Source organism: Mycolicibacterium sp. SMGY-1XX (genome assembly GCF_059132455.1).
Genome location: NZ_CP101139.1, coordinates 5,156,279 through 5,178,312 on the forward strand (window position 1 = coordinate 5,156,279; position 22,034 = coordinate 5,178,312).

The 22,034-nt window shown below is 67.5% G+C and carries 17 protein-coding genes; 4 read left to right on the plus strand and 13 right to left on the minus strand.

All coding sequences use genetic code 11. The annotated features are described in order from the left end of the window. Positions 1-94: 94 nt before the first annotated feature. Complete coding sequence (locus tag NL241_RS24695; RefSeq protein ID WP_494395312.1) at positions 95-541, plus strand: globin; 447 nt, start codon at positions 95-97, stop codon at positions 539-541. Between the two features lie 49 nt (positions 542-590). On the opposite strand, the gene NL241_RS24700 is transcribed toward NL241_RS24695, so the two are convergent. The 9 genes from NL241_RS24700 to NL241_RS24740 form a co-directional block, all read right to left on the minus strand. Beyond that, positions 591-1,277 (minus strand): DUF8010 domain-containing protein, encoded by a 687-nt coding sequence (locus tag NL241_RS24700; RefSeq protein WP_494395313.1) that lies wholly within the window; start codon positions 1,275-1,277, stop codon positions 591-593. Further along, positions 1,265-1,678 carry an acyl-CoA thioesterase gene (locus tag NL241_RS24705; protein WP_487693455.1) on the minus strand — a complete coding sequence of 138 codons (414 nt, stop codon included), beginning with the start codon at positions 1,676-1,678 and terminating at the stop codon, positions 1,265-1,267. Before NL241_RS24705 ends, NL241_RS24700 begins: the two co-directional genes overlap by 13 nt. Continuing rightward, complete coding sequence (locus tag NL241_RS24710; RefSeq protein WP_494395314.1) at positions 1,675-6,552, minus strand: NAD-glutamate dehydrogenase; 4,878 nt, start codon at positions 6,550-6,552, stop codon at positions 1,675-1,677. Before NL241_RS24710 ends, NL241_RS24705 begins: the two co-directional genes overlap by 4 nt. Positions 6,553-6,605: 53 nt before the next feature. Further along, the gene (gene ettA / locus NL241_RS24715) at positions 6,606-8,279 is read right to left on the minus strand and encodes an energy-dependent translational throttle protein EttA (protein ID WP_487693452.1); all 1,674 of its coding nucleotides are present in this window, start codon (positions 8,277-8,279) and stop codon (positions 6,606-6,608) included. 97 nt (positions 8,280-8,376) lie between these two features. Then, positions 8,377-9,513, minus strand: coding sequence for a zinc-binding dehydrogenase (locus NL241_RS24720; RefSeq protein WP_487693451.1), 1,137 nt, complete (start codon positions 9,511-9,513; stop codon positions 8,377-8,379). A gap of 26 nt (positions 9,514-9,539) precedes the next feature. After that, positions 9,540-10,838 (minus strand): MFS transporter, encoded by a 1,299-nt coding sequence (locus tag NL241_RS24725; protein WP_494395315.1) that lies wholly within the window; start codon positions 10,836-10,838, stop codon positions 9,540-9,542. After that, positions 10,835-11,719: a fumarylacetoacetate hydrolase family protein gene (locus NL241_RS24730; RefSeq protein WP_487693449.1), complete on the minus strand. Its 885-nt coding sequence runs from the start codon at positions 11,717-11,719 to the stop codon at positions 10,835-10,837. The genes NL241_RS24725 and NL241_RS24730 overlap by 4 nt, the downstream gene beginning before the upstream one ends. Continuing rightward, entirely contained in the window at positions 11,710-12,477 is a 768-nt protein-coding gene (locus tag NL241_RS24735) for a hypothetical protein (RefSeq protein WP_494395316.1), read from the minus strand. Before NL241_RS24735 ends, NL241_RS24730 begins: the two co-directional genes overlap by 10 nt. Further along, entirely contained in the window at positions 12,477-13,493 is a 1,017-nt protein-coding gene (locus NL241_RS24740) for an NAD-dependent epimerase/dehydratase family protein (protein WP_487693508.1), read from the minus strand. The genes NL241_RS24735 and NL241_RS24740 overlap by 1 nt, the downstream gene beginning before the upstream one ends. Before the next feature lie 108 nt (positions 13,494-13,601). Between NL241_RS24740 and NL241_RS24745 the strand changes: the two genes are divergently transcribed. Beyond that, positions 13,602-14,801, plus strand: a complete 1,200-nt coding sequence (locus tag NL241_RS24745) for a PucR family transcriptional regulator (RefSeq protein WP_494395317.1) — start codon at positions 13,602-13,604, stop codon at positions 14,799-14,801. Positions 14,802-14,872: 71 nt separating this feature from the next. On the opposite strand, the gene NL241_RS24750 is transcribed toward NL241_RS24745, so the two are convergent. Then, the gene (locus NL241_RS24750) at positions 14,873-15,331 is read right to left on the minus strand and encodes a single-stranded DNA-binding protein (RefSeq protein ID WP_494395318.1); all 459 of its coding nucleotides are present in this window, start codon (positions 15,329-15,331) and stop codon (positions 14,873-14,875) included. 131 nt (positions 15,332-15,462) lie between these two features. On the opposite strand from NL241_RS24750, the gene atzF reads away from it, so the two are divergent. Further along, the gene (atzF, locus tag NL241_RS24755; protein ID WP_487693507.1) at positions 15,463-17,133 is read left to right on the plus strand and encodes an allophanate hydrolase; all 1,671 of its coding nucleotides are present in this window, start codon (positions 15,463-15,465) and stop codon (positions 17,131-17,133) included. On the opposite strand, the gene NL241_RS24760 is transcribed toward atzF, so the two are convergent. Both NL241_RS24760 and NL241_RS24765 read right to left on the minus strand, forming a co-directional pair. Continuing rightward, the gene (locus NL241_RS24760; RefSeq protein WP_494395319.1) at positions 17,130-18,203 is read right to left on the minus strand and encodes an NAD(P)H-dependent amine dehydrogenase family protein; all 1,074 of its coding nucleotides are present in this window, start codon (positions 18,201-18,203) and stop codon (positions 17,130-17,132) included. The genes atzF and NL241_RS24760 overlap by 4 nt on opposite strands. After that, positions 18,200-19,234 carry an aromatic ring-hydroxylating dioxygenase subunit alpha gene (locus NL241_RS24765; RefSeq protein WP_494395320.1) on the minus strand — a complete coding sequence of 345 codons (1,035 nt, stop codon included), beginning with the start codon at positions 19,232-19,234 and terminating at the stop codon, positions 18,200-18,202. Before NL241_RS24765 ends, NL241_RS24760 begins: the two co-directional genes overlap by 4 nt. A 79-nt stretch (positions 19,235-19,313) precedes the next feature. On the opposite strand from NL241_RS24765, the gene NL241_RS24770 reads away from it, so the two are divergent. Continuing rightward, on the plus strand, positions 19,314-19,958 hold the full coding sequence (locus tag NL241_RS24770) for a TetR/AcrR family transcriptional regulator (protein WP_494395321.1): 645 nt from the start codon (positions 19,314-19,316) through the stop codon (positions 19,956-19,958). Between the two features lie 19 nt (positions 19,959-19,977). Here the strand turns inward: NL241_RS24770 and NL241_RS24775 are convergent, their stop codons facing one another. Beyond that, positions 19,978-22,008, minus strand: a complete 2,031-nt coding sequence (locus NL241_RS24775; RefSeq protein ID WP_487693441.1) for a bifunctional copper resistance protein CopD/cytochrome c oxidase assembly protein — start codon at positions 22,006-22,008, stop codon at positions 19,978-19,980. Between the last annotated feature and the right edge of the window lie 26 nt (positions 22,009-22,034).

Sequence of the window (22,034 nt, forward strand, 5' to 3'; positions counted from 1 at the left end):
TCCGCGGACAGTCCACCATGGATCCGCGGCCGCCGCACGACAATTTCGGCCGTGTTCGCAGGTCAATCCGGTGAACATCGCGTGACGTGTCGAAATGCCCCCGGGCCGGGACGGGCACCGGGGCCGGAAAGTGAACAATGGGGGTGTGCCCGAGGACCCCCAGACCTTCTACGACGCCGTCGGCGGTGCCGCCACCTTCCACAAAATCGTGTCGCGGTTCTACGAGCAGGTCGCCGAGGACGAGATCCTGCGGCCCCTCTACCCCGACGACGACCTGCCCGGCGCCGAGGTCCGCCTGCGGATGTTCCTCGAGCAGTATTGGGGCGGGCCGCGCACCTACTCCGAGCAGCGGGGACATCCGAGGCTGCGGATGCGTCATCACCCGTTTCGGATCGGCCCGCTGGAGCGTGACGCGTGGCTGCGGTGTATGCACACCGCTGTCGCCGAGATCGACGGCGACACCCTCGACGACGAGCACCGCAAGGCGCTGCTGGACTACCTGGAGATGGCGGCCCACTCGATGATGAACTCGCCCTTCTGAGTGATTTGGGCGCGTTCATAACCGCTCAGCGGTTATGAACGCGCCCAAATCACCGAAGAACGAGGGCCGGGTCGCCGCGGCGGCGGTACACCGACCCGAACCGGGCATCGATCCGCAGCCACGCCGGCAGCACCCGCACCCGCACGATCTCGTCGGCCGCCACCGACTCCGGCGCGAACTCGTCGTCACCTTTGCCCGACTGCGGCAGGAAACGCATGGCGGTCAGCGCGAACACACACCGCATCGGGATTCCGACGGTCACCCCGTCGGCGCTGACGCTGATCACTTCCTGATCCAGCAGCGACACCGGCGGGCCCTGACTGCTGCCGTGCTCGCGGGCCAACGCCACGCCGCGCTGGGCGAGGTCGAGCATCACCCTGGCCGGGACGTCATCGAGGTGCGCGAACCCCTGTTCCGGCGGCAGAGCCCCACGCCAGGCCGAATCCATCGACCAGCCCGGGTCCACGAAGCCGGCACGGTCGACGGCTCGCAGCCCCTGCAGCAGCGCATCGGCCCCGGCGGACAGGTCGTCGGGCCGCACAGTCCCGGCGAGCGCCCGGCCCGCCAGGACATCGAAGTTGGTCGCCACCCACGCCCCCAGCAGTCCGTTGGCGCGGGCCCTGATCCGGATCACGGCCGCGTCGTCCAGGCGGTGCGCCCGCTCGGCGAACATCGTCAGGTCGGCGCGGTGGGCGGGGTCGGGCAGCCACAGCCCCCGCTCGCCTACCGGACCCATTTCTCCAGGTATTCACGATGCGCCGGCGACAACCGGACCAGCTTCTGCTCGTCGATGTCGAAGGCCGCCAGCTGGCTCTCGGCGATCACGGCGGGCTTGGAGTCGGGCTCGGCGTTGACCGAGCGCACCTCATAGCCGAGCGTGAAATCGACTGCCCGCAAACGGTTCACCCAGATGCTGACCTGCAGGGGTGAGTCGATCAGCCGCAGCTGACCCTTGTAGGACACCTTGACCTCGGCGATCAGCAGACCGACTTCTGCGATGGTGGGCCCGAACGCCGGCGACAGGAAGGGGACGCGGGCCTCCTCCAGGATCGTCACCATGGTGGCGTGGTTGACGTGCTGGTACATGTCGATGTCCGACCAGCGCACGCCGACGGGAGTCACATACGGCTGGCTCACGTGGAGGACCCCGCCCCCTGCGAGCGGGTCATGTTACGGATCTGCCGGGCCGCCACCGACAGCGTGGCGAGGTCGCGCTCGTCATCGGCATAGATCTCGTCGAGAGTGCCCTGCGCGCGTTCCAGCCGGGAACCGTTGGTGTGATGCCACTCGGCGATCTTCTCCTCACCGCTTTCATCCGGTTCACCGACGGCCAGCACATCGAAGGTGAGCGAACGGATGGAACTGTAGATGTCGTCCCGAATCGCCAAGCGGGCCAGGGAATGCCAACGGTCATCCCTTGGCAGCCCGGACACCGCGGTCAGCAGTCCGTCGGTACCGAGATGGTCCATCAGCGCGAAGTAGGTGTCGGCGACCTCCACCTCGTCGCGGTCCACGATGTCGGCGACGTCGATGATGTCGAGCAGGCTGTACTGGTACAGACCGCTGGAGACCATGTAGGCCAAGTCCTCGGGCACCCCGTGCGAGGCGAACTCCGCGGCCTCCTTGGCCACGATCGCCTTGTCGTCACCGCGCAACCACTCCCCCATCCGCGGGGTGAGCGCGGCGACCTTGGCGGCGAACCGGTTGATCTCCGCGCCGACAGCCAGCGGCTGCGGCCGGTTGTTCAGCAGCCACCGGCCGGCGCGATCGATGAGACGGCGCAGGTCGAGCGTCATGCGGTCCGAGACATGAACGGGCACATGGTTTTCCAGGCTTACGGCGCGCAGACGCCGCCACACCTCGCCGACACCGAAGATCGCATCGGTGGCCACGTAGGTGCGCACGGCATCCACCGGCCCGACACCCACGTCCTCGGTGATCCGGTAGGCGAAGCTGATACCCGCAGTGTCGACGAGGTCGTTGACCAGCATGGTGGTCACGATCTCGCGCCTGAGCTGGTGACTGCGGATCTCGGTGGCGAACCGATCACGCAGCGGCGCAGGGAAATACGAGGGCAGCCGGGCGGCGAAGACGTCCTGATCGGGCAGCTCGCTGGCCAGCACCTCGTCTTTGAGCGCCAGCTTCACATGCGCCATCAGCGTGGCGAGCTCTGGTGAGGTCAGCCCCAGGCCCGCGTCGGTGCGCCGGCGGATCTCCTTGTCCGACGGCAGCGCTTCCAGTTCCCGGTTGAGCCCACGGCGGGCCTCCAGCTCTTTGATCTGGCGCGCATGCACATTGAGCAGACTGGCCGCATTGGCACGGCTGGTGCCCATCAGGTCGTTCTGTTCGATGTTGTCGGCCAGCACCAGCTCGCCCACCTCATCGGTCATCGATTCCAGCAGGGCGGTGCGCTCGCCGGCCTCGACCTTGCCCTGTGTGACCAGCGAATCGACCAGGATCTTGATGTTCACTTCGTGGTCGGAGCAGTCGACTCCTGCGGAGTTGTCCAGGGCGTCGGTGTTGATCCGGCCACCGGCCAGGTCGAACTCGATCCGGCCCAGTGAGGTGACGCCCAGGTTGCCGCCTTCGCCGATCACCTTGGCGCGCACCTGGTTTCCGTTGACGCGCACCGGGTCGTTGGCCCGGTCGCCGACGTCGGCGTCGGACTGGCTCTCGGCCTTGATGTAGGTCCCGATGCCGCCGTTCCACAGCAGGTCGACGGGGGCCTGCAGGATCGCCTTCACCAGCGCGGGTGGGGTCAGTTCGGCGACCTCGCCCAGTCCGAGCGCGGCACGCACCTCGGGGCTGATCGGGATCGATTTCTGCTCGCGGCTGTAGATGCCGCCGCCGGCGGAGATCAGGGACTTGTCGTAGTCCTCCCAGCTGGACCGGGGCAGGTCGAACAGTCGCCGGCGCTCGGCGAAACTGCGCGCGGCATCCGGTGTGGGATCCAGGAAGATGTGCAGGTGGTTGAAGGCCGCCACCAGCTGGATGTGCTCCGAGAGCAGCATGCCGTTGCCGAACACGTCACCGCTCATGTCGCCGATCCCGACGACGGTGAAATCTTGCGCCTGGGTGTCCACCCCCATCTCGCGGAAGTGGCGTTTGACGCTTTCCCACGCGCCTTTGGCGGTGATGCCCATCGCCTTGTGGTCGTAGCCCACCGATCCGCCCGACGCGAACGCGTCACCCAACCAGAACCCGTAGGACTTGGCGACGTCGTTGGCGATATCGCTGAACGTCGCGGTGCCCTTGTCGGCGGCCACCACCAGATAGGCGTCGTCGCCGTCACGGCGCACCACCCGGTCGGGGGCCGTCACCGCACCTGGGCCGCGGTCCCCGCCCGCGGTTCGATCGATGTTGTCGGTGACGTCGAGCAACCCGGAGATGAACAACCGGTAGCACGCGACGCCTTCGGCCCTGGTTGCGTCGCGGTCGACGGCGGCGTCACCGGTGGGCAACGGCGGATTCTTCACGACGAAACCGCCTTTGGCGCCCACCGGCACGATGACGGCGTTCTTCACCGCCTGGGCTTTGACAAGCCCGAGGACTTCGGTGCGGAAGTCCTCCCGGCGGTCCGACCACCGCAGGCCACCGCGGGCCACCGACCCGAACCGCAGGTGCACCCCCTCGACGCGCGGCGAGTACACGAAGATCTCGAATTTCGGCCGGGGCAGCGGCAACTCGTCGATCAGCCCAGGGTTGAGTTTGAAGGCCAGCACACCGCTGCGGCGGGCCGAGTTCTCCCGCGTGACGAAGTAATTGGTGCGCAGGGTGGCCTGGATCAACGATGCGAAGGCACGCAGCACCCGGTCGGTGTCCAGGCTCACCAGCGCGTCGATGTCGGCGGCGACGCTGGCCGCCGCCAGCTGTGCACGCTGCGACCGGTCCGCCTCGGGCAGATCGGGATCGAAGATGGCCTCGAACAGCTCCACCATGGAGCGGGCCGTGTGCGCGTTGCTGTTGACCACGCTTTCGATGTGCGACTGGCTGTACGGAAACCCGGCCTGCCGCAGGTATTTCGCGTACGACCGGACGATCGCCACCTGCTGGTAGGTCAGGCCCGCCCGCAGCACCAGCTCGTTGAACCGGTCGATCTCCACTCGTCCCTGCCAGATGGCCGTGACGGTGTCGGCGAACCGGGCGGCGACGTCGGCGACCTCTTCGGGGGCAGCCGGCGCGATGGTCGGATGCGGCGAGATGCGGAACTGGTAGAGCCACACCGGGAGACCGTCGGGCCTGGTGACGCTGAACGGCCGTTCATCGAGGACGATCACGCCCATGCTCTGCAGCATCGGCAGCAGCTCACTCAGCGACGCCGAGCGCCCGCCCAGATACCACTTCAGCTGCGCGTTGCCGCCGTCGCCTGCGCCCTCGAAGACCAGCCTGACCGAATTGTCCTGCAGCTCTTCGATGATGCTGATGTCGGCGATCGCATCCCGCGGCTCGACGGCCTGCTTGTAGACCTCGGAGAACGCGTTGGTGTAGTAGTCGGCGCGCCGCTGGTCGATGGACCCGGTGGCCACCGAAGCCTGCAACCGGTCACCCCAGGTGCGGGTGGCCTCGGTCAGCAGATTCTGGATCCGGGTTTCGTTGGCCTCGGAGACGTCGATGCTCTGCCCGTCGGTGCCGGTCGGCATCTTGACGGTGAAATGAACCAGCGCCCAGGGGGATTCACTGACACGGGCGGCGTAGTCGATACTGTTGCCGCCGAACTCGCGGACCAGGATGTCCTGCATCTCGAGCCGCACGGCCGTGGTGTAGCGGTCGCGAGGCAGATACACCAGGCAGGACACGAAGTGACCCAACTGATCGCCGCGCAGGAACAGCAACGCCCGCCGCCGCGATCCGAGGTCGATCACGGCCATCGCCATATCGCGCAGTTCCTCGGCTGTCAGTGCGAACAGCTCCGAACGCGGCACCGTCTGGATGACGTCGAGCAGCAGTTGGCCGGGGTGACTCGGGTCGTCGGCGGCCAGCGCGAGTGCCGCCCGCACCCGCTTGGCCACCAGGGGGATGTCCAGCACGTTGGCGCTCATCGCGGCCACGGTGAACAGCCCGACGAATCGATGTTCGACGGTCTGGTCGGCGCAGTGTTCGCGAACGACGACGATATACGGGTACGCGCCGTAGCGCAGGAAGCTCGGCATGGTCGCCTGCGCGAGCACCAACAGGTCCTCGGTTCTGGTGAGCTGAGGCAGCACGTCCTCGCGCAACCTGAGCACACCCAGCCGGCTCGCGGCGTCCACCGTCGCGTGGCCGTTCTCGACGGGGCAGCGCTGGTAGCCCAGCAGCACGAAATGCCCGTCGGCGAGCCAGCGCAACAGGTCCGCGACATCGTGGGAGTCCGGCCCGGGGAACCGGCCGGCATCGTCGGCGTCGACCGAGGCAGCCAGACTCAGCAGCGCCGACGCCAAGGGCACCTCGTCGAGGGCCACCTGCCGGGCGTCCGCGAGCACCCTGGGCAACGAGCGGGCGGCCTCGGCGACGGCGTCCTGATTCGCCGACTGCGCCAACTGGATGTGGATCCAGGCCTCGGTGGGCGGGGCGTCGCCGTCCGAGCGCGGCGCGATGTCCACCAGCTCACCCGAGCCGTTCCGCTGGACCCGCAGCGAGGGGTTCATGATCGCCGTATAGGCAACGCCGAGACGATGCAGCAGGACCGTCACCGAGTCCATCAACATGCCGGCCTGATCGGTGACCACCTGCAACGCCGGTCCGCGGTCCCCCGGTTGCACGGCGACGGCCACCTCGCCCGCAGCGCGTGTGCGCCCGAGCGCAAGGTGTGCGGCCAGCAGATCGGCGGACAGCCGGTCCTCGGTGCCCAGGCGGCTCAGCGCGCCGGTGTCCGCGGAGTCGACGCCGGTGCCCGGTGCGTCACCGTGCGGGCCGCGGTACGTGACGAGATAGGCCTGTCGCAGCGCCTCGGCCCGATCCGGAGAGAGCTCGGCCCACTGGAGCGGAGTTCCGGACCCCCGCTCGACACCTGTGGCACCCGGATTCACCGTCATGCGGGATCACTCCTGACTTCACTGCGTGGCCCCGTTGGCACGCAGCGGCCACATTAGTCGCGCGTGAGCCGTCGGTGTGTAACCCGGTGGGGACGAGCGGCTTCGGCACCGAGTCTTTCGATCTTGTTCTCCTCGTAGCCGCCGAAGTTGCCCTCGAACCAGAACCACTTGGCCTCGTTGTCGTCGTCGCCTTCCCACGCCAGGATGTGCGTGCAGGTGCGATCGAGGAACCAGCGATCGTGGGAGATCACCACCGCGCAGCCGGGGAAGTTCTCCAGTGCGTTCTCCAGCGAGCTCAGCGTCTCGACGTCGAGGTCGTTGGTGGGCTCGTCGAGCAGGATCAGGTTGCCGCCCTCTTTGAGGGTGAGCGCGAGGTTGAGGCGGTTGCGCTCACCACCGGAGAGCACCCCGGCCGGCTTCTGCTGATCGGGTCCTTTGAAGCCGAACGCGGAGACGTAGGCGCGGGACGGCACCTCGTTCTGACCGACCTCGATGTAGTCCAGGCCGTCGGAGACGACCTCCCAGACGTTCTTCTTCGGGTCGATGCGCGAGCGGGTCTGGTCGACGTAGGACAGCTTGACCGTCTCGCCGACCTTGACGGTGCCGCTGTCGGGCTCTTCGAGGCCCACGATGGTCTTGAAGAGGGTGGTCTTGCCGACACCGTTGGGGCCGATCACGCCGACGATGCCGTTGCGTGGCAGCGTGAAGGACAGGTCCTTGATCAGGATGCGGCCGTCGAAGCCCTTGTCCAGGTGCTCGACCTCGACGACGGTGTTGCCCAGCCGGGGACCGGTGGGGATCTGGATCTCTTCGAAGTCGAGCTTCCTCGTCTTCTCGGCCTCGGTGACCATTTCCTCATACCGCTGCAGGCGGGCCTTGTTCTTGGCCTGCCGGGCCTTTGCGCCGGAACGCACCCAGGCCAGTTCGTCCTTGAGCCGCTTCTGCAGCTTCTGGTCCTTCTTGCCCTGCACCGACAGGCGTTCGGCCTTCTTCTCCAGGTAGGTCGAGTAGTTGCCCTCGTAGGGGTAGGCGCGGCCGCGGTCGAGTTCGAGGATCCATTCGGCCACGTTGTCCAGGAAGTACCGGTCGTGGGTGACGGCCAGGATGGCGCCCGGGTACGACGCGAGGTGCTGCTCGAGCCACAGCACGCTCTCGGCGTCCAGGTGGTTGGTGGGCTCGTCGAGCAGCAGCAGGTCCGGCTTGGACAGCAGCAGTTTGCACAGCGCCACCCGGCGCTTCTCACCACCGGACAGGTGGGTCACCGGCTCATCGGGCGGCGGGCACCGCAGTGCGTCCATCGCCTGTTCCAGCTGCGAGTCGATGTCCCAGGCGTCGGCGGCGTCGAGCTCCTCCTGGAGCCGGCCCATCTCCTCCATCAGCTCGTCGGTGTAGTCGGTGGCCATCAGCTCGGCCACTTCGTTGAACCGGTTCAGCTTGGCTTTGATGGGCACGCCTTCTTCGACGTTCTCCCGCACCGTCTTGGTCTCGTCGAGTTGCGGTTCCTGCATCAGGATGCCGACGCTGGCGCCGGTGGCCAGGAACGCGTCGCCGTTGTTGGGCTTGTCGAGGCCGGCCATGATCTTCAGGACGCTGGACTTACCGGCGCCGTTGGGACCGACGACGCCGATCTTGGCGCCGGGGAGGAAGTTGAGGGTGACGTCATCGAGGATGACCTTGTCACCGTGGGCCTTGCGGACCTTTTTCATCGTGTAGATGAACTCAGCCATGCGGCAGTGCTGCCTTTCTGGTCTGCGGCGTTGATGCTCGCGCATCATCCTAAGGCGCGGGCCGGCCACAGATACGCGCCGCTGGCGCCGTTGCTCCTCAGGAGGACATCGAGATCACCGCGCGGCCCTGGATCTCACCCCGTTCCAGCGCCTCGAAGGCTTCGCCGGCACGCTCGAGTGAGTAGGTACGTGTCACGGTGTCCTGGACCGAGAATACGCCGGTGGCGGCGAGGTCGATCACGGCAGGCAGATCCTGGCGGGTCCGCCCGCCGAAGGACCCCATGATGCGGTACCCACGCCGCACCAGCGGAGTGATCTCCACGTTGGCTGTCGCTTGTCCTGCCGCGATGCCGACGGCCACCATCCGGCCACCGTCGATCAGCATCTTCACGGCCTGCTCGAAGGTCTGCTGGCGACCCAGCACCTCGAACGCGACGTCCACGCCGGCGCCGCCGGTGAGTTCGCGAACCGCGGCCACGGCATCGGTGGTCGACGAGTTCACCACATGGTGGGCGCCCAATTCCTTTGCCGCAGCCAACTTCTCGTCGCTGATGTCGACGGCGATGATGGTCTGGGCGCCGGCGGCACGGGCCAGCTGCACGATGCTGGACCCCACTCCCCCGGTGGCGACCACAGCCACGGTCTCGCCGGCCTGCAGCGCCGCGGTCTGGTGCACGGCACCGTAGGCGGTGAAGAACGCACATCCGAGAACCGCGCCGGCGACCTCGGGAACATCCGGGTGCAGCGGGGCCAGCGCGTTGATGGGAACCACCGAGTAGTCGGCCAGGCCCGCCATCGAATACATCGCCAGCGGTGTGCCGTCGGTGCGATGCAACCGGGTGGTGCCGTCGTAGAGGGTGCCCTTGAGGCGGTTCATCGCGAAGAACGGCAGGCACATGTCGTCGCGCCCGCGTTGGCACTGCCTGCATTCACCGCACGGCATGATGAACGCGCCGACCACCTTGGCCCCGACCTCGACACCGCGGACCGGCTCGGTGTCGGGTCCCAGTGCGACGACGGTGCCGGAGATCTCGTGTCCGAGCACGGCCGGCGACGGGAAGGCGACTTCGCTTTTCATGACGTGCAGGTCGGTGTGGCACACCCCGCACGCGGTGACCTTGACCAGAGCCTCCCCGTGTTTGGGCTGCGGCACCGGGATCTGCTCGATCTGCAAGGTCGCACCGTCTCCGGTCCAAACGGCGGCGCGCATGGTCTCGACAGCTGCGGCAGTCATCTCAGCAATCCTCTCGGTAGGTCGGGTCATTCCGCGGTGATGGTGCGTCCCGCGGTGTCCGGCACGAACAGACATCCAATCAGTCCCAGCGCGGCGCCGATCCCGCCGAGGGCGAGCGCGAGCCGCAGATCGCCACCGGCGAGGGTCAGCGCGAACAGCGGGTAGAGACCCGAACCCAGGCCGCGTGCGACGTAGTAGGTGGCGTTCGAGCCGAGCGCGCGGAACCGGGTCGGGTAGAACTCCGAGATCCACGTGCCCAGCACCCCGAACCCGGCGTACCCGATGGCGGTACCCATCAGCGCGACGATACCCACCGCCACCGACCCGCTGCTCCAGAATGCGAAGGCGCCGAAGCCGGCGACGCCGACCAGGCACGCGTACACCGTGGACCTGCGTCGTCCCACCCGATCCGACAGCGCGCCGAAGACGATGTAACTTCCGATGCCCAGCAATGTGCCGACGGTGAGTACCAGCGTCGAGACGCCCAGCGACACCCCGAGCGCTTCGCGCAGATAGGTGGGCGCGAACGTGATGTAGGAATAGCTGGCGGCGAAGACGCCCGTGGTGCAGATGGTGAGAAACACTGCGCCCCAGGCCAATCGCTTCCCACGGAGATCGTCGCCGGTGTCCGCGACGGGCGGGGCCCCGGTGGTGTCCTGGCGGGCGGCGCGACTGGCCTCCCACAGCTTGGACTCCGGCAGCCAGAAGTAGGCGGCCACGGCGATACCCAGACACCCGACCCCGATCGCGGCGAACCCGACCCGCCAGCCGGTGTCGGAGCCCAGCGTGGACAAGGTGGTGAACAGGATGAGCTGAGTGAGCAGCTGACCGGCGATGAACATGGCCTGCAGTACCGAGCCCATGAAACCGCGTTTGCGGGATTTCCAGCTCTCGGCGAACATCGCGAACAGCACGCCGAATGCGCCACCCATCGCCACACCGGCGATCACCCGGGTGATCACGAAGGCGTCGAAGTCGGTCAGGGTGCTGCCCACGATCGCCGCGATGGAGTAGGTGGCGGTGAACAGGATGTAGGAGGGTTTGCGACCGTACCGGTCGGCGATCCAGCCGAACAGGAAGCCGCCGACGATGGACGCCAGGCTCTGGGCGGTGATCGCCGCGACCACCTGTTGGTTGGTGACCCCGAACGATCCGGCGAGGTCGCGCATCGGGAAGCTCAGCAGGTTGAGCTCCATACTCTCGATCAGTGCGCCCACCACCGCGAAGATCAGCACGAACCGGCGTTCCCTGGGGGTGTACGCGGTGGCGGCGGTGAGGCTGGCGGGATCACGCGAGGTGTCCGCGGCAGCAACAGGTTTGGTCATGAGACACCGTTCCGGGACAGGGAGGCAGACAACGACGGCATCGTTGCCGGCGCGATCATCTGGTGGCGCATCGATCCGATCCCTTCGATGGTGGTGACGATGGTGTCGCCGTCGTGGAGGTAGCTCGGTGGGGTGCGACCGAGGCCGACCCCTTCGGGGGTGCCGGTGAAGATCAGGTCACCGGGTAGCAGCGTGACGATGCCGGACAGGTAGGCCACCAGTTCGGGCACGCTGAACACCAGATCGGAGGTCCGGGAGTCCTGCACGGTGACGCCGTTGAGTTCGGTACTGACGCGCAGATCGTCGGGGTTGTCGAATTCGTCGAGTGTCACCAGCGCGGGTCCGATGGGCGCGAAGCCGGGGAACGACTTGCCCATGCTGAACTGGGCCGGGCTGCCCGCCTGCTGCACCGCCCGGTCCGAAAGGTCCTGTCCCACCGTGAGACCGGCGATATGGCTCCAGGCGTCGGTTTCCTCGACCCGGTAGGCCGGGCGCCCGACGACGGCCACCAGCTCCACCTCCCAGTCCACGGTGTCGCCGGTGAGCACGATCTGGCCCGTCGGCCCGGTGAGCGCGCTGGGGAACTTGGTGAACACCATGGGTTGCTCGGGTAACGGCAGTCCCGACTCCTTGGCGTGCCTGACGTAGTTGAGCCCGATGGCGAAGACCTGACGCGGACGGGGCACCGGCGCCTTGAGCTCGGCGTCGGAGAAGGACCTCACCTCACCCGAAGCCGACTGCGCCCAGCACAGGAAAGCCGGCCAGTCATCGAACACCGTCTGCGGATCCGGGCCGAATCGACCGTCGCTGGCGGTGTGGACATCGACTGCTCCGCCGTCGCGCAGCAGCACCAGTCGATCATCGAGGTTGGCTATCCGCATGACGACTCCTGATCGGTTCGGGCCGAGCCGTGAACACTGAGGGACCTGGCGGCCGACCGCAATTCGTACACCAGCTCGAAGGTGTGGGCCGGCGCCGGCCGGGTGAAGCGGATACCGGCGCCGGTGGCGCGAGCGGTGAGGTCGGCCACCAGCCGGTCTGGGTCCACCCCGCTGTGCAACTCGGCCACCACCACCGACGACGAGGCCTGCTGCTGAGCTGAGGAGCGCCCTTCGGCGGTCGCGTTCTTGGCATCGCTGACGGCGATGTCCGGTTCGTACAGCGACGCGGCCACCAGTTGGTGTTCCCTGATCAGCTCCGGAAACACCGTGTCGGCCAGTGCGTTGCGCAGTGACGCCGGGTCGGATTCGACCTCGACCACCACGACGCGTCCCGACGATCCGTCTCCCCGGACGACGGTGACTCGGCACGCCGCCCGGCGGAACTCCGCGAACAACGGCACCACTTCCAGTGTCAGGTCGGTGGGGTTGTCCAGCCGGCGCAGGTACTCCGGCGATGCCAGCACGGCAACGTCCGCCGTCTCGTAGAGGGTGAGGAAGTCGACCCGGTCGGCGTCGCGCTGATCGGTGGCGATGAATCGGCGAGCGCGCAGGAACCCGGGCGTGGAGACCCGTTCCGGCAGGTGCTCGAAGTTGTACCAGTCCTCGTAGATCGGCAGATGTTCGCGCGCCACCGTGATCCAGTTGAGCATGGCACCGGCGCCGACCACCGACTCGAATGCGGGTCGCATCAGCGTCATCAGAAGGCACCGTTGCGTTGCTGGAACTTCGTCGGCTTGCCGATCAGGGGTTTGGCTGATTCCACCCACTCGGCCACCGTGTCCATCATCTCGGGCACCGTGGTGCGCGGGTAGCCGAATTCGGCCTGCAGCTGCGAGCCGTCCATGACGTACGCGGTTCCGGTCTCCTCGCCGTCGAAAATCGGTGCCCGCCCGAAGCGTTCGCCGAATCGTTCGGCCAGCCAGCGGATGGACACGATCTCCGGACCGGTGATGTTCAGCGCGCGAGGCGGGCTGGTGGCCAACCGCAGGGAGCGGATCGCGTACTCGGCCACGTCACGTTGCCAGATGACGCTCGCGTGCCCCATCGCCAGCGGAATCGGTGTGCCGTCGTGCACCGCCTGGGCGATCTCCTGCAGGACGCCGTACCGCGTCTCGATGGAGTAGCCGAGCCGGAACAGCAGCACCGGGGTGCCGTGCTTGCGGGAGAAGTGCTCGAACATCCGCTCACGCCCGACACAGGACGCCGAGTACTCGCCGATCGGGCCCGGCGGATCGGATTCCCGCGAGCCGCCGGTGCTGACATCGGCCAGCGGGTAGGTGACAAGGGTGGAGAACACCACGATGCGGGAGCCGCGGAAGCGCTGTGCGACGCGCCCGGGCAGATAGGAGTTCATCATCCAGGTGAAGTGCTCGTTGCCCACGGTGCCGAACTTGTTGCCGGCCATGTAGATGACGTTCGCCGCGTCAGGGATCGCATCGAGTTCGAGGTCGTCGGTGAGGTCGGCGGGCACCGCGGTGACCCCGGCACGTTCCAGGGAGGCGCGCGCCGCCGGGTCGGAGAACCGCGCCACCCCGAAGACCTTCTTGTCGACGCCGGCCTGCTCGATGGCCCGCTGGGCCATGATGGCCACACTGGGCCCGACCTTGCCGCCAACACCGAGCACCGCGATGTCTCCGTCGAGGCCCGCGATCTCCTCCACCAGTTCCGGGGTGGGGGTGGTGAGATCCCGTTCGATCTCGTCGATCACCGTCATGGTCACGTCGCCTCCTGCTGGTCGCTCTGTCGTGGCGGTAATCACACTGCTCTGTGCAATCCTCTAAGTCGACCCTGGTTTTCCCAACGTTCGCAGTACGGTGTTGTGATGGTTTCACAACCACCCGACGGCTCGCTCCCTGTTTACGCGCCTGACCTGGACGCCCTCACCGAGCGGGCCGCGGAGCTGATGTGGAACGTCTACCCCGGGTATTCCGAGGACCGGTTCGGCCACGATGAGCTGATGCCCTCGGTGCGGGCCAACCTGGACCTGGCCGTGGAAGTGCTGCGCCGCGACCGTGGCCCGAATGCCACCGAGATGGCATCGGCGCGCACGCTCGGGTCTCGGCGCGCCAGCCAGTCGGTGCCACTGGAGTCGGTGATCCAGGCGTACCGCTCCACCGAGCGGGTGCTGCTGCTGGATCTGCTGGCGCATTCGCGCACCTGGCCGGAGCAGCAGGCCAACCGGCGTGCCGATCTGGCCATCACCACCTTCGACTTGCTGACCGACGAGATGATCAATGCCTACCGCGACACCTCCTCGGCCATCGAAGCCTCGCGTCGGCGCACCGAGAACGAGTTGGTGAACGCGCTGACCAGTGGTCACCCGGTGACCTCGGCACAGCTGCAGGACTGGGTCCAGGTGCTGCAGGTCGACCCCGACGCGCGGTGGTTCGCCTTCGCCCTGCTGGGCGACAGCCACGCCGATCCGCTGGATCTGCTGCGGTCACGCCGCCGGCTGGCGGCACAACTGCAGCCGCATACCAGCCAGGTGCTCTTCGGCGACGTCGGGCAGGCCACCGTGGCCATCGCCACCCTGCGCTCGGCTTCCGCCGAACCACGTCGCATCCTCGAGCAGGCGCTACCGGTACTCGACGGGCATGTCGGAATCTACTGCGGCATCGGACAATTCAGCGCAGGTCTGACCACTGCCGGCGAATCGTGCCGCCAGGCGATGGAGGCCGCCAGAGCGGCCGCGGCGGGCACCACCGGCAGCGGGGCGGCGATACTCGACTATCACGAGGCGTTGATCGAGATCCTGTTGAGCAGCCGCCCCGCTGTCGCCGACACCCTGGTGGCCACCCGGATCCGCCCGCTGGCCGGATACCCGCACCTGCTGGAGACGGCGGAAGCGCTGCTGGCCAATGATCTTTCCCAGTCCCGCGTCGCACGCCAACTGTTCGTCCACGTCAACACCGTGAACCACCGTGTGAAGCGGATCCGCGAGATCACCGGAATTGACCTGACCCGGTTCGCGGATGCGGTGGAACTGGCTCTGGCGTTGCGGTGGCAGAAGTTGACCGGGTAGTGCCGGTCAGCCGGCACTACCCGGGTGAGAGGTCCGCGGCCGGCATGGTTGTCGCGAGCCACTGCTCGCTGTCAGGCCGTCAGCGACAACTCCTCCGGCTCGTCGACGGCCCCGTCATCGGATTCGCCGCTGGACTCCGCCGATTCCTCCCCGGCAGCCGCCGGTGCCGCGACCGGGTTGATCTTCTTGACCTCGACCAGGTAACGCGACAGGTCCGGGCCCACTGCGGTGGCCCGCAGTTCGGCCGAGGACCGTTTGATCCCTTCGCGGTCCTCGTATTCGCTGGTGTAGACGTGCCCGACGACGATCACGGCGTCGCCTTTGGTCAGGCTGCCGCTGACGCCGGCGGCCAGCTTCCCCCAGCAGTTGACGGTGAGATAGAGCGAGTTTCCCGGCTCCCAGGTGCCTTCCGCAGTCTTGCGGCGCGCGTTGCTCGCCAGGCGGAATTTGACCAACTCCTGGTCGGCAACCCGCCGGCGGATGGGATCGGTGACGATCCGCCCGGTGACGGTCAACGGTGTCTCGAACATCGCAGTGGTCCCTTCGGTTGTTGTCGTGACCGCGCCGTGGTGGCGCGCTGGAGCCATTGACCGCTGCCCGACCGACAACGCGGCGGCCACCGCGCCCTCCCCGAGGTCGGCCTGTGGATGAAGTCACGTCTGTGGAGTCGCACAAATACCTGTCGGCCGCTAGGTTTGTCCGCATGCCCGTCTGGATCCACCGCCGCTCGCAGGCCGATGTCGAATCGGAGCTGGCTGCCAGCCGCGCCGGCGCCGGAGCGCTGGCCGGTCTACGGCTCGCGGTCAAGGACAACGTCGACGTCGCGGGGCTGCCCACCACTGCGGGTTGCCCCGAATTCGCTTACGTCCCAACCACTGACGCTTCGGTGGTAGCCGGGCTGCGAGCTGCCGGCGCGGTGGTGGTGGGCAAGACCAATCTGGACCAGTTCGCCACCGGCCTGGTGGGCACCCGCTCCCCGTACGGCGCGGTTCCGGACAGCCGCCGCCCGGACTACGTGAGCGGCGGCTCGAGCTCAGGGTCGGCGGTCGCGGTGGCGCTCGGTGACGCCGATATCGCCATCGGCACCGACACCGCGGGGTCAGGACGTATCCCCGCCGCATTCCAGGGCATCATCGGCATCAAACCCACCTACGGTGTGCTCAGCCCGGACGGCGTGGTCCCGGCGTGCGAATCCTACGACTGCCCCACCATTTTCGCCCGCGACCTCGATACCGCCAACCGCGCCATGGCCGCCATGGCCGCAGGCGCCCGTCACCGCCGGTGGCCGGCGGACGTGCGACTGGCCGCCCCGGAGCACCCGGTGGTGGCCGTGCCGAGCGAACTCCCCGAACTGGACGCCACCTGGCGCGCCGCATTCGCCGCCGCCGTGGCGCACCTGGAGTCAGCGGGTGTGCGGATCGTCACCGTGGACATCGCTCCGTTCCTGGCCGCCGCAAAACTGCTCTACGACGGAGCACTGGTCAGCGAAAGATATGCCGCGGTAGGGGAATTCATCGATGCCAACCCGGACGCCACCGTGGATCCCACGGTCGGCCGCATCGTCGTCGGTGCCCGCGACATCCCCGCGCACCGGCTGATCCGCGACCGCGGAGAGGTCGAGCGGCTGCGCGCCGTCGCGATGGCCGAACTGGCCGGCGCCGACGCGCTGCTGGTCCCCACCGCACCGACGCATCCCCGTATCGATGAGGTGGCCGCCGACCCGCTCGGGGTGAATTCCCGCCTGGGCACCTACACCAACTTCTGCAACCTCTTCGACATGTGCGGGGTGGCAGTGCCGTTCGGCACCGCAGGGGAAGCGCAGTTCGGCGTCACCGTGCTGGGCCGGGCGTTCGAGGATGCGGTGGCCTTCGACATTGCGGCGGCGCTCACCGAAGACCAGGCGCCACAGGATATCTGGCCCAGCCAGGTGGCCGAATCCCTCGAGCTGGTCGTGTTCGGTGCACACCTGCGCGGGGGTGTCCTGGTGCATCAGTTGACCGACCTCGGTGCCCGCTGGGCCGGCGAGCTGACGACGGCTCCCAAGTACCGGATGACTGCCATGGACACCGTTCCACCGAAGCCCGCGATCGTGCGGGTACCCGACGACGAGGATGGCGCTTCTCTGCTCGGGCACCGGTGGCTGCTCTCCCCCGCCGCGCTCGGCACGTTCCTGGCCGCCCTCCCGGCGCCGATGCAGTTGGGCAAGGTGGAGTTCGCCGACGGCAGTTGGCGCACGGCATTCGGCTGCGACGGCGTGGCCGCAGCAGCGGGCAAAGACATCAGTTCCTACGGGAGTTGGCCCGCCGCAATCCAGGCCGGCGCGGTCGGTTAGAGCTTGAACCGGCCGGCGAAGCCACGTAGCGGCAGGTCGGCGCTGGTGATGAGACCCGGGCGCGCAGCCACCACGGACTTGATCGAGTGCAGCGCCGGCATGCCGGTGACGGTCATGCCGATCGAGGCGAAGCTGGTGGGGTCCGACAGGTCCACTCCGGGCTTCGGAAAGATCATGTGCTTGTTGTAGATGCACGGATCGCCCTTGATCTGGGTGATGTAGCAGCCCTTGATATCCCAGCTCGGATCGGTGTGTGGGGTCATCTGCCACTCGAGGTGGGTTTCCACGCGCGGCACGCCGTCGACGATGCCCTGGTATTTGATGTAGTTGCCGCCCAGTGAGCCCTTGGGCAGGGTGTACCAGCCGAGATCGACGTCTTTGGTGCACGCCCCGAGTTCGTAGCTGAACTTCACCTCGTCCAGGTCGAGACCGAAACAGTCGGCCATCATCAGCACGCTGTCGGCGAATACCCGGGTGTACTTCTCCAGTTTCGACGGGATCGACGGATCATCAACGGGCAGACCGTAACCGACCTCGATCCAGGTTTCCTTGGAGTGATGGCATGACACGTCGACGGATTCGATGGTGGTGACGTTCTCGATCTCGGCCACATCAGCCGAGCACACCACGCCCAGGATCTGATTCAGGCCGGGATTCATTCCCGTGCCGTAGAACGTCGCGCCACCTTTCTCGGCAGCCTCCTGCAGCAGTTGCGAGACCGGTTTGCCCGACGGATGCGGATGGTTGTGGTCACGGTGCCAGCCGGTGATCCAGTCCGCGGTGGTGACGATGTTGATCCCCGCTTCGAGGATCTGGACGTAGAGGTCCTCGTCCGGGAAGACGCCGTGGAAGGTCAACACATCGGGCGCGGCGGCGATGATCTCCTCGACCGTCCCGGTGGCGATCACGCCGTTGGCCTGCAGGCCGACGAGTTCGCCCACGTCCTTGCCGATCTTCTCCGGTGAGTAGCAGTGCACACCCACCAGCTCCAGATCTGGTTCGGCGGCAATGCGTTTGATCATCTCGGACCCGACGTTGCCGGTCGCGACTTGAAAGACTCGTATGGTCATCGAATTGCCTCTCTGGCTGACTTGGCGCGTAACTCGGCGGCGCTGCCACCCAGTCCGTCGGGGTAGAACTGCATGGCCCAGGCGCGGATGGCGGTGAACCCCTGCAGCTCCGAACTGGACAGGGCCGGCGGGTCGGAATACCGCTGATGCGACCAGATGTGCACATCCTGGGCGAACTGCCGGATCACCTCGTTGCCGAAATCCTGGGCCTTCTGTGCGTGCCGCGGCTCGTCCTTGCCGGGAGTGCGGCCGATGTACACCGTGAACCGGACGTCGGAGGTCGACTCGTCGACGGGAGTGACCGCCGAGATGGTGCGGTTGTCCACCATCCCCCAGCTCTTGGTGACGGCGATCCCGAGGCCGCCGTTGATGGCTTCGACACCGCTTTTCACGTCGTCGATCGACTGGAACTCGTCACCTTCGAAGGTGATGGTGAAGTCGACATAGGACACCGGTTCGGCGAAGTCGTGGCGGGTGAACACCGGCACGATGGGGGTCTGGTGTACGTATTTGAAGTGGGCGAAGTCCACCCCGTTTTCCAGCACATACTGCGGATGTAGTTGCAGGCCTTCACGAAACAGGCGCTGCTGCGGGTAGTAGTCGGCATTGCCGCTGCCGTCGCCGAAATCGGCGAAGATGTCCGGGGCCTCGAAGAAGGGGGCCCGGCCTTCGACGTCGTGCCAGATGTAGATGGACTCGTTGCGCTCGACCACCGGGTAGGTGCGCATCCGCCTGCCACGGTTGGGGCGGTCCTCATAGGGGATGCACACGTTGCGCCCGTCGGCATTCCACTGCCACCCGTGGAAGGGGCATTGGATGACCTCGCCTTCGACGTGTCCGCCGAATCCCAGGTGCGCGCCCAGGTGTTCGCAGTAGGCGCCCATCACGGTGACGCGACCGGATTCCGCGCGCCAGGCGATGAGGTCTTCACCGAAGTACTTCATGGTGCGGACATCGCCCACGGCGAGTTCGTCCGACCACGCCACCTGGAACCACCCGGTGGGCTTCATCGACAGCGGCGGTTTCGCCATGCCACGGAATGGTAGTGCCCTCTACGAAAGATTGATAGGGGGCACTGTGAAATTCCGGGGCTCCACTACCCTTGGGCGTATGACCACAGCCGGCACGCAGGGCAGACGCAGTAACCGGCGTGGCTTGGCGACCCGAGAGAACATGCTGGAGGCGGCAATTCGGTCACTGGCCTCCGGTGACCCGGGTTCGGTGTCGGCCGCCCGGATCGCCAAGGACATCGGCGCCACCTGGGGTGCGGTGAAATACCAGTTCGGCGACGTCGACGGGTTCTGGGCGGCGGTGCTGCACCACACCGCAGAGCTCCGTGGTGAACTGCCGGCCCCGTCGGACGCCGACGCTCCCCTGCAACAACGGGTCGCGGCGATCATCGACCTGCTCTACGACGGTCTGACGTCGACGCATTCCCGGGCCATCGAGAACCTGCGCGTCGCACTACCGAGCGACCCGGACGAGCTGGCCCGGCTGTACCCACAGACGGCCGCCGAATTCGTGTCCTGGGGGCACGCCTGGAACGCCTCCTGCCAGAAGGCTTTTGCCGACCTCGGCGTCGAACCCGACCGCATCCGCGAGGTCGCCGCCTTCATCCCCGGCGCCATGCGCGGCCTGGCCTCGGAACGTCAGCTGGGGTCGTTCAACGACCACGACCTGGCCCGGCGGGGTCTGACCAACGCGATCGTCAGCTACCTGGAACCGCCGCCGCCCTCTGCTAGGCCAGGGTCATAGCTTTCGCCCGCCTCGGCAGTCACCTCGACCCGTCCTGACGGTTGGCTTCCTGCCGGGCCAGCACCGCCAGCATGTTGTTGTAAGCCGCCAGTTCGGCGTCCTCGTCGCGGTCGGCGGCGCGGTCCAGCCGTTTGGCGGTGCGGCGGTCACTGCGGGTCCACTGGATGAGCAGCGCGAGCATCACCACCACCAGCGGCACCTCACCCGCCGACCACGCGATGCCGCCGCCCAGCTTCTGATCGGCCAGCAGATCGGTCTGCCACGGCAGCTGCAGGGAACGGTAGAAGCCCTCCGCGATCACCGAGTTCATGCCCATCAGCACCACGCCGAAGAACGCGTGCAGCGGCAGCGAGGCGAACACCATGGCCACCTTGCCCAGCGGCGGCAGCGGCCGCGGAGTGGGGTCGATCCCGATGACCACCCAGTAGAAGACATACCCGGACAGCAGGAAGTGGATGTTCATCGCGACGTGCCCGGCGTGGCTGCCGGCGGCGGCGTCGAAGATGCCTCCGAAGTACAGACCGTAGAACCCGACCACGAACAGCGCGGTGGCGACGAACGGGTTGGTGATCAGCTGGGAGAACTTGCTGTGCAGCGCGGCCAGCAACCATTCCCGCGGACCCGGCGGGTCGGCTTTGCCCGCGGCAGGCAGGGCCCGCAGCGCCAACGTCACCGGCGCCCCGAGCACCAACAGGATCGGCACCAGCATCGACAGCAGCATGTGGGCGCCCATGTGCACGCTGAACACCGCAGGCATGTACCGGCCGATACCCGACGACGTGGTCAGCAGCAGCACCAGGCAGCCCAGCAGGAAGCCGATGGTCCGTCCCACCGGCCAGGCGTCCCCGCGGCGGCGCAGGCGTCGCACCCCTGCCAGGTACACCAGGGCCAGCACCACCGCAGCGGTGCCGAGCAGCAGGTCGAAACGCCAGTCGAAGAGCAGTCGCGCCACGGTCGGCGGTCCGTCGAGGTTGTAACCCAGCTCGACCTCGGTCGTCGACGGGTTGAGCACCCGTGGCGGGGGCGGCGGAGTGCGTCCCAGCGCGACGGCGACCCCGAACGTGACCCCGAAGATCGCCGCTTCGGTGAGCGCCAGTCTGATCAGCGCACCGCGTGCCTGCGGGTCGGCCTGCAGCGCGGCGACCCCCGAGCGGCGCTGCCGCCAGCCCAGAACCCCGAGCGCCAGCAGCGCCGCGATCTTGGCCAGGATCAGCAACCCGTACCGGGTGTCGAACAGGTCACCGGGGTACATCCGCACCAGCGCGTTGACCACACCGGAGATGGCCATCGCGACGAAGCACCACAGCGCCACCGCGGAGAACCTGCGCGCGGCCACGTCGGCGTGGGCACCGCGGCGCAGGGCGTGCGCCAACAGCGCCAGCAGGCCACCGGCCCACAGCGACGCGCCGGCGAGGTGGATGAGCAGGCTGTTGGTGGCCAGGTCATGGGAGCCACCGGATGACGAGTGGCCCGTCAAACCCAGCGGGATCAGGGTGCTCAGCGCCGCGGCGCACAGCACCGGCGTCCACGCCCAGCGCAGTACCGGAATGCTGGCCAGCGTCACCGCCGCCGCCAGGATGGCCGTCCACCGCCACGCACCCGCGGTCTCGACCAGGCCGGCCAGCGACCACATGGTCAGCGGGTTGAGGTGGTCGCGCAACGGCTGGCCGGAGACATCCGAGATGGTCAGGGGCACCAACAGCGCCGCACTCACCGCCCAGACACCTGAGGCGACGCTGCCGGTGCGCAACGCCCGGTAGCCGGACGCGTCCAGCACACCGGAGGACTGCGGTGGCACGAAGAACGCCGCGAAGAGGAACGACCCGATGGCCACCACCGCGGCGATCTCACCGGCGGCACGGACGAACGGCAGACCCAGGGTGGTGACCGGGCCGGGATCGGGCAGGCCGGTGGCCGTCAGCGCATCGGTCAGCGACAGCGCCGCCAGACCCGCGGCCGTCACCCCGGCCAGCACCGCGACACCCAGCAGTATCGGCCAGACCACCGAACGTGCGGTGGTGCTGGAAGCCGATACTGCCGGTGCGCTCACCCATCCAGGGTATTGCGCCCTGGCGA